The 7,049-nt window shown below is 62.6% G+C and carries 8 protein-coding genes; 6 read left to right on the forward strand and 2 right to left on the reverse strand.

What is annotated here, in order from left to right:
* From EOA22_RS19940 to EOA22_RS19960, 5 genes are all read left to right on the forward strand, one after another.
* The coding region (locus EOA22_RS19940; protein WP_127390160.1) for an AAA family ATPase at positions 1-574 on the forward strand (574 nt) is incomplete at its 5' end.
* Positions 571-1,335 carry a GNAT family N-acetyltransferase gene (locus tag EOA22_RS19945; RefSeq protein ID WP_063167786.1) on the forward strand — a complete coding sequence of 255 codons (765 nt, stop codon included), beginning with the start codon at positions 571-573 and terminating at the stop codon, positions 1,333-1,335. The genes EOA22_RS19940 and EOA22_RS19945, both read left to right, overlap by 4 nt.
* Positions 1,322-1,843, forward strand: coding sequence for a CoA-binding protein (locus EOA22_RS19950; RefSeq protein WP_024504599.1), 522 nt, complete (start codon positions 1,322-1,324; stop codon positions 1,841-1,843). Before EOA22_RS19945 ends, EOA22_RS19950 begins: the two co-directional genes overlap by 14 nt.
* Positions 1,844-2,069: 226 nt before the next feature.
* Entirely contained in the window at positions 2,070-3,350 is a 1,281-nt protein-coding gene (locus tag EOA22_RS19955) for an O-acetylhomoserine aminocarboxypropyltransferase (RefSeq protein WP_024504598.1), read from the forward strand.
* 6 nt (positions 3,351-3,356) lie between these two features.
* Positions 3,357-3,707 (forward strand): cupin domain-containing protein, encoded by a 351-nt coding sequence (locus EOA22_RS19960; protein ID WP_063167787.1) that lies wholly within the window; start codon positions 3,357-3,359, stop codon positions 3,705-3,707.
* 54 nt (positions 3,708-3,761) lie between these two features.
* Here EOA22_RS19960 and EOA22_RS19965 read toward each other — a convergent pair whose 3' ends face one another.
* Together EOA22_RS19965 and EOA22_RS19970 are read right to left on the reverse strand one after the other, a co-directional pair.
* A complete protein-coding gene (locus tag EOA22_RS19965) occupies positions 3,762-4,646 on the reverse strand; it encodes an AraC family transcriptional regulator (protein WP_063170209.1) in 885 nt (294 codons plus the stop codon).
* A gap of 277 nt (positions 4,647-4,923) precedes the next feature.
* Entirely contained in the window at positions 4,924-6,174 is a 1,251-nt protein-coding gene (locus EOA22_RS19970; RefSeq protein WP_063170210.1) for a cytochrome P450, read from the reverse strand.
* Positions 6,175-6,277: 103 nt separating this feature from the next.
* Between EOA22_RS19970 and EOA22_RS19975 the strand changes: the two genes are divergently transcribed.
* Positions 6,278-7,049, forward strand: a 772-nt coding sequence (locus EOA22_RS19975) for an FAD-dependent oxidoreductase (RefSeq protein ID WP_164755659.1), incomplete at its 3' end; no start/stop codon positions are given.

Here is a 7,049-nt window from a genome sequence, read left to right on the forward strand (position 1 = left end):
TGCGCTGGCCGGCTATGACGAAGCCGGTGGCGGCAAGGGATATAGGCCGGTCGACCATTCCAGCGCCATCGACAAGAGTGGTGCCGCGCTGGCCAACGCATTCCGCGGTCACTGGCTGCCGAAAGTCACCGCCGGCTGGTTTTTTCGCGCCGAATCCTTCTACTCCGTGGCCCGATATCTCGATCAGGCGGCACTGGAAGACCCTTTTAGGCCCCCGCCGCCGGACTTCCTGTCCTGGTCGCATGGCGAGGGCTTTATCCGTTTTTTCGAGGAGCGCTGCCGCAGGCAAGGCATCTACATCCTCGACGAACCCGAAAGCGCACTGTCGCCGACGCGACAGATCGAGCTGCTCAAGATGCTGCGGCGCATGGACCAGTCGGGCACCGCGCAAGTGATCATGGCGGCGCATTCGCCGCTGCTGATGGCTTGTCCTGGCGCGCGGCTGTTCCGCATCAGCCGGTTCGGGCTCGATCCCACGGATTTCAGCGATACCGATCATTTTCGCATGATGCGCGACTTCTGCACCGATCCGCAGGCCTTTATGGAGGAAGCGCTGCGGGAGGATGACGCGTGAGCGCCGGCGATGATGACCTCAACTGGCGCGTCGAGCAGGCGTGCCGCGAAGGCTGGCCGGCGGCGACCGAGACGTTGGTTGATGGCTGGCTTCTGCGGCGATCGGGCGGACGGATCCGGCGTACCAATTCGGCCAATCCCTTGCGCGGCGAGCGTGGCGCGCCCGACAAAGTGATCGACGCCGCAGAGTCCTTCTACGTCGGCCACGGTCAGGCGCCGATGTTCCGAGTGCCTGATATCGCCGCCGAGCTCGAAACCGCACTCGACCATCGCGGCTACCAGCCGGAAGGCGGGACGATCCATCTCCATGCCGGGATCGGCGATCTGGCTGAAGTCCGCGACGAGCGGGTCGCTGTTTCGCCTGTGCCAGGCGAAGACTGGCTCGCGGCGCGCTTCCGCATGGAGGCTTATGACGACATCGATCGCCGCGTCTTTCGCGAGATGACCGGACTGATCGTCGGCGACCGGGCGTTCGTGTCCTGTACACGAGACAGCGAAATTGCCGCCTTGGCCTATGGCGTCATCCGCAATGGGCTGCTTGTGGTGGAATCGGTTGAAACCGACGGCCGTTTCAGGCAGCAAGGCCTGGGCCGCAAGACGGTGGGCGTCCTGATCGACTGGGCACGACAAACGGGTGCGTCAGCTGCATGCCTGCAGGTGGTGGCCGACAACACGCCGGCTCGCGCCCTCTACGCCTCGCTTGGGTTCAGCCGTGAACTTTACCGATACCACTACCGCAGGAAGCCGCATGAACCACGATAGCTACGACAACACTTACATTGCCGGCATCCTCAATTCGGTGAAGACCATCGCCATGGTCGGCGCGTCCGCCAATGATGTGCGGCCAAGCTATTTCGTGCTGAAATATCTGCTGGCCAAGGGATTTTCGGTGTTTCCGATCAATCCTGGCCAGGCCGGCAAGGAGATCCTCGGCCGGATGACCTATGCGAGGCTCGCCGATATTCCGGAGCCGATCGACATGGTCGACATCTTTCGCGCGCCGGCGGCGGTGCCCGGCATCGTCGACGAGGCGTTGCGGCTCGATCCCTTGCCGAAAGTGATCTGGATGCAGCTTGGCGTGCGCCATGACGAAGCAGCCGCGCGCGCCGAGGCCGCCGGCATCAAGGTGGTGATGAACCGCTGCCCCAAGATCGAATATGGCAAGCTGTCCGGCGAGATCGGTTGGACCGGCGTCAATTCCGGCGTGCTGTCGTCGAAGAAGCCGCTGATGCGGTCGGGATTCCAGAGTTTTGGCGTGCGGCAGAAGTAGTGCACGTCGCTCAAAAGTGCGCAGCGGTTTTGGGATAACGACGTGCACCAAAAGCAAGGCCTGACGCGCGATGCGCCTTAGGCGCAAAATTATTCCTTAGGCCAGCGCATTTTCTCGGGCCTCGGCCGCAGATCGCTAGCCGAAGGGTATTTTCTTCTTTGCATTCGCGCTCATGCTTCGCCAAGAATGCCCGGCGATTTCAAGAGTTTCAAAAGGGAGGTTTTCAGTGACCCGCACGCCAGGTTTCAACACGCTCGCCGTCCACGCCGGTGCCAAGCCCGATCCGGCGACCGGCGCGCGCGCCACGCCGATCTACCAGACGACCTCCTTCGTCTTCGACGACGCCGACCATGCCGCCTCGCTGTTCGGGCTGAAGGCCTTCGGCAACATCTACACCCGCATCATGAACCCGACCCAGGCAGTGCTGGAAGAGCGCATGGCGGCCCTCGAAGGCGGCACGGCGGCACTCGCGGTCGCCTCCGGCCATGCCGCGCAGGTGATCGTGTTCCACAATCTGATGCAGCCGGGCGACAATTTCGTTGCCGCCAACAAGCTTTACGGCGGTTCGATCAACCAGTTCGGCCATGCCTTCAAGAATTATGGCTGGGAGGTGCGCTGGGCCGACACCAATGACATCTCGACCTTCGAGAGCCAGATCGACGACAGGACCAAGGCGATCTTCATCGAGAGCCTCGCCAATCCGGGCGGCACCTTCGTCGATATCGAGAAGATCGGCGACATCGCGCGCAAGCACGGCCTGCCGCTGATCGTCGACAACACACTGGCCTCGCCCTACCTCATCCGGCCGATCGAGCATGGCGCCGACATCGTCGTCCATTCGCTGACCAAATTCATCGGCGGTCACGGCAATTCGATCGGTGGCGCCATCGTCGACGGCGGCACCTTCGACTGGTCGAAGTCGGGCAAATACCCGATGCTGTCGGAACCGCGCCCCGAATATGGCGGCCTCGTCCTGCACGAAACCTTCGGCAATTTCGCCTTCGCCATTGCCGCGCGCGTGCTCGGCCTGCGCGATCTCGGCCCGGCGATCTCCCCGTTCAACGCCTTCCTCATCCTGACCGGCCTGGAAACCCTGCCGCTGCGCATGCAGCGCCACTGCGACAATGCCGTCACCGTTGCCGCCTGGCTGTCCAACCACCCCAAGGTCGCATCGGTGAATTACCCCGGCCTGCCCTCAGACAAGAACAACGCGCTGCAGAAGAAGTACTCACCACTTGGCGCCGGCGCCGTGTTCACCTTCGCGCTGAAGGGCGGCTATGACGCGGGCGTCAAATTCGTCGAGGCGCTCGAGCTGTTCTCGCACCTCGCCAATGTCGGCGACACCAAGTCGCTGGTCATCCACCCGGCCTCGACCACGCACCGCCAGCTTTCCGACGAGCAGAAGGTCAAGGCCGGCGCAGGACCGGACACGGTGCGGCTTTCGATCGGCATCGAGGACGTCAACGACATCGTCGCCGACCTCGAACAGGCGCTAGCCAAGGTCTGATCGATCATGAGCGAGTCAAACTTTCTTTCCATCGGCGTCGACGCTGTCGACGCCGAACAGGGTGCACCGGCGCCCGACCGGCTGATCTCGGGCGATCCCAAATTCCGCACCTGGAATGTCGAGGAGCGCGACGGCGGCCTCTATGCCGGCATATGGGAATCGACCCCGGGCAAATGGCGCATCGTCTATGACGAGTGGGAGTTCTGCCACATCCTGTCCGGCGTTTCGGTGATCGCGGAGGACGGTGGGCAAGCGCGCACCGTCAAGACCGGCGACAGCTTTGTGCTGAAGCCCGGCTTCAAGGGCAGCTGGGAAGTGCTTGAAACGACTCGCAAGGAGTATGTGATCAAGCTTTGATCTCGCGTCGCCATGATGCTCGCGATCGGGGGGACAAACCGCTGTCCTGCCGAGCTATTTCAGAGGCAGAAAGAGTTCAACGACCACTTCGCGTAGCGGGCCCTCCGGGAAGTGGGACAGATGTCGTTGGCAATAGATCGGAAAGTCGCGTGCTTCCTCGCCGCTGGCCGGAAGCCATTCACGATAAAGATAAAGTGCTGCGGGTTCGAGATTGTTGGTATTGCCAGGGTAGCGCAGCACCGCGCAGCGCCCGCCGGGGATCACGCCAGCCTTCATCTGCCCGTCATTCGCCTCGATCGGCCGGTCTGTCCCGGCACAAATGTCCATGCTGTAGTCAGCCGGGACCGCGGGCTCCCTTTCGGAACGGAAGACGTTGAAGGTCGGGCTTGTCTCGGGCGACAAGCCCGCCGCCTTACGCCAGGCGATGAACCGCTGGATGGTGTCCTGGAGCGTCGCCCGGTCTCCGCGGTGCTCCATGATCGCCACCGGCGTCGGGGGCACATCGCGGATCGTCACGTCGTCGTGTTCAAAGATTATCTGCATAAGCGTGTTCCTTGCTTTTTCGAGGGGCCCGAAGGCCATGAGCCACGACCCCCAGTCGGGAGACTTCCGGAACGACGACGGCGATTGTCCGAACCGTTGCCGAAAGGCGCGGGCGAAGGCATCCGGCGCGTCGTAACCGGCATCCATGGCTATGTCGGTGACGCTTTGGGCGTCACTTTCGGCAAGTCTGTACGAAGCACGCTTCATGCGGGCGAGCTGGACATAGCGATGCACGGACACCCCGAAGGTGGACGTGAACTGCCGGTGGAAATGATATTTCGAGAACGCCGCGACACCGCTCAACGCCTCCAGCCCCAGATCGTCATCCAGATGCTGGTCTATATGGTCTAGCACCCGCTGCATTCGGGCTGGGTAGTTTTCAAGTGCGGCCTTCAACGTCTCTTTCTCCGTGACGACACCAGTTAGGCCTTTCCGAATATATCGCGCTCGACCGATCTTGCGATTTGGCATGGATCGACAGGGGCTGCCAGCAACGGCCTTCAGGCTCTCCCCCAAGCTTGTGCTGCCTGCGTATGACTATTTCGCTGGAACTGGCTGAGACAGCTTCCGGTGCCTTGTCGTGGAAGGGCATCGTGGGCGGTCCGGTGAGCCGACCTTGTGGTTGCTGCTGGCGCTATGGCTGGAATAGGCCGGCGACCAAATCCGCGCTTCGTCAAAAGCCGACGGCGAGCCTTTCCAGCCCATGGAAGTGGTAAGTGTCGCGGAAGCTTGGCCTTTCGGCAAGATGCAGCTTCGGGTGCCGTTCGAACAGGGTTTTCAGCGACACCTGCAATTCTAGCCTGGCCAGCGGCGCGCCGATGCAGAAATGGATGCCGGCGCCGAATGACACGTTCTTCTGGTCCGGACGATCGGGCCGGAAAGCTTGCGGTTCGGCGAAGGCGCGCGGGTCATGATTGGCCATGCCCAGCATCAGCCCGATCGTCTGGCCCGGCTGCACGACAATGCCAGGCGCGACTTCGATCTCCTGATAAGCGTAGCGCGTGAACATGTGCAGCGGCGCGTCGAAGCGCAGGCATTCCTCGACCGTTGCCGCGGTCGCTTCGGGTGAGCCGAAGAAGCGGCTGACATCGCCGCCTTGCATAAGGATCGCACGGACAGCGTTGCCGGTCTGATGCACTGTCGCTTCATGACCGGCATTGAGCAGCAGGATCGCCGAGGACACCATCTCGTCCTCCGACAGCTTTTTGCCGTCCTCCTGCGCCGAGATCAGCAGCGACAGCAGGTCGTCGCCAGGGTTCTTGCGTCGCTCGGTGACATGGAAACGCAGGAAATCGGCAAATTCGCCCGCGGCTCGGTTGGCCGTCTCTTCGATCGCGCGCGTGCGGCCATGCATGTACATGGCAACCATCTGGTGCGACCAGTCGAGCAGTTGCGGCCCCATGTCGACCGGCACACCGAGCATTTCGGCAATGATGGTGATCGGCAAGGGCGCCGCGAAGGCAGGCAACAGGTCGACCGTCTTGCCTGGTTCGAAACGGTCGATCAGCTCGTTGGCCAAAGCCTCGACACGCGGCCGCAGCCGTTCGACCTGACGCGAGACGAAGGCGCGGTTGACCAGTGTTCTCAGCCGCGTGTGCACCGGCGGCTCCAGTTCCAGCATCGAATTGGCTTCGACGCCGTCGAAAGCCCTGAGATGGCTGCGGTCCTGTCCGATACCGCGACTGTCTGGAATGCCGGCCGGATTCTGGCGGCCGAAACGGCGGTCGCGCAGCAGCCGGTTGACGTCGTCGAAGCCGCCAAAGCACCAGAAGCCGAATTCTTCCCAGAAGAATGCATTCGATAGGCCGTGGAGGAAAGCATAGGCATCATAAGGGTTTTGAAAAAAAGCCGGCTCGTGCGGGTCGAGCCGCAGATGTCGCGTGGCTGGATCAAAGGCCAGGGCAGGTGGCGTCAATTTGCTCATGCCAGACCAATAGCGCGGCTTGCCAGCCTGGTTCCAGACCGTATGTTGGCGCCCGCAATCCAATACGTTGAGCCAGCCGACCGGCTGCGGAAAGTCTGATTTGATGAAGGTGATCGTTGTCGGTGCGGGTATTGCCGGCCTCTCGACCGCGTGGTCGCTGGTCAAGGCGGGTCACAGCGTTTCGATCGTCGAGCAGGGGCCGATCCCAAACCCGTTGGCCGCCTCGGGCGACCACCACCGCATCATCCGCCGCGCTTACCGCGCGGGGACCGGCTACGGCCGGCTGATCACCGAAGCCTACCAGGCCTGGGACGAGATGTGGGCCGACCTCGGCGAAAACCATCTCGATCCCAGAGGATTTGTCTGCATTTCGCGCGAGCCCGGCGACGAGGCCGAGGAATATCGCGAGGGCCTGGAAGAAGGCAATTTTCCGTTCGAACTGCTGGAGCCCGATGCAGCCGTGAAACGCTGGCCGTTTCTGGAAGCCGGGTCGTTTCGCTACGCCTATTTCTCGACCGAAGGCGGCGCCCTGCATTGCCGCAAGATCGCGTCCGGCCTGGCAAAGTGGCTGCGCGCCAACGGCGCCAATGTCTACGAAAACAGCAAGGTCGTCGAGGTCGACGCCGAAGCCGGCCACATCGTGCTCGAAAGCGGCGAGACGATGCAGGCCGACCGCATCGTCGTCGCCGCAGGCGCCTGGGTGCTAAAACTGTTTCCGGAACTGGACGGAGAATTGAAGACCTATCGAACCGCACTTGCCTATGTCGAACCGCCGGCCGACCTCAAGGCGGCCTGGCAGGCGGCACCGGTCGTGCTCGATGTCGGCGGCGCGATCGACGGCTATGTGCTCCCGCCCTCCGGCGGCGCCGGCAGGA

The organism is Mesorhizobium sp. M7A.F.Ca.US.014.04.1.1 (genome assembly GCF_003998745.1).
Classification (GTDB): Bacteria; Pseudomonadota; Alphaproteobacteria; order Rhizobiales; family Rhizobiaceae; genus Mesorhizobium; species Mesorhizobium ciceri.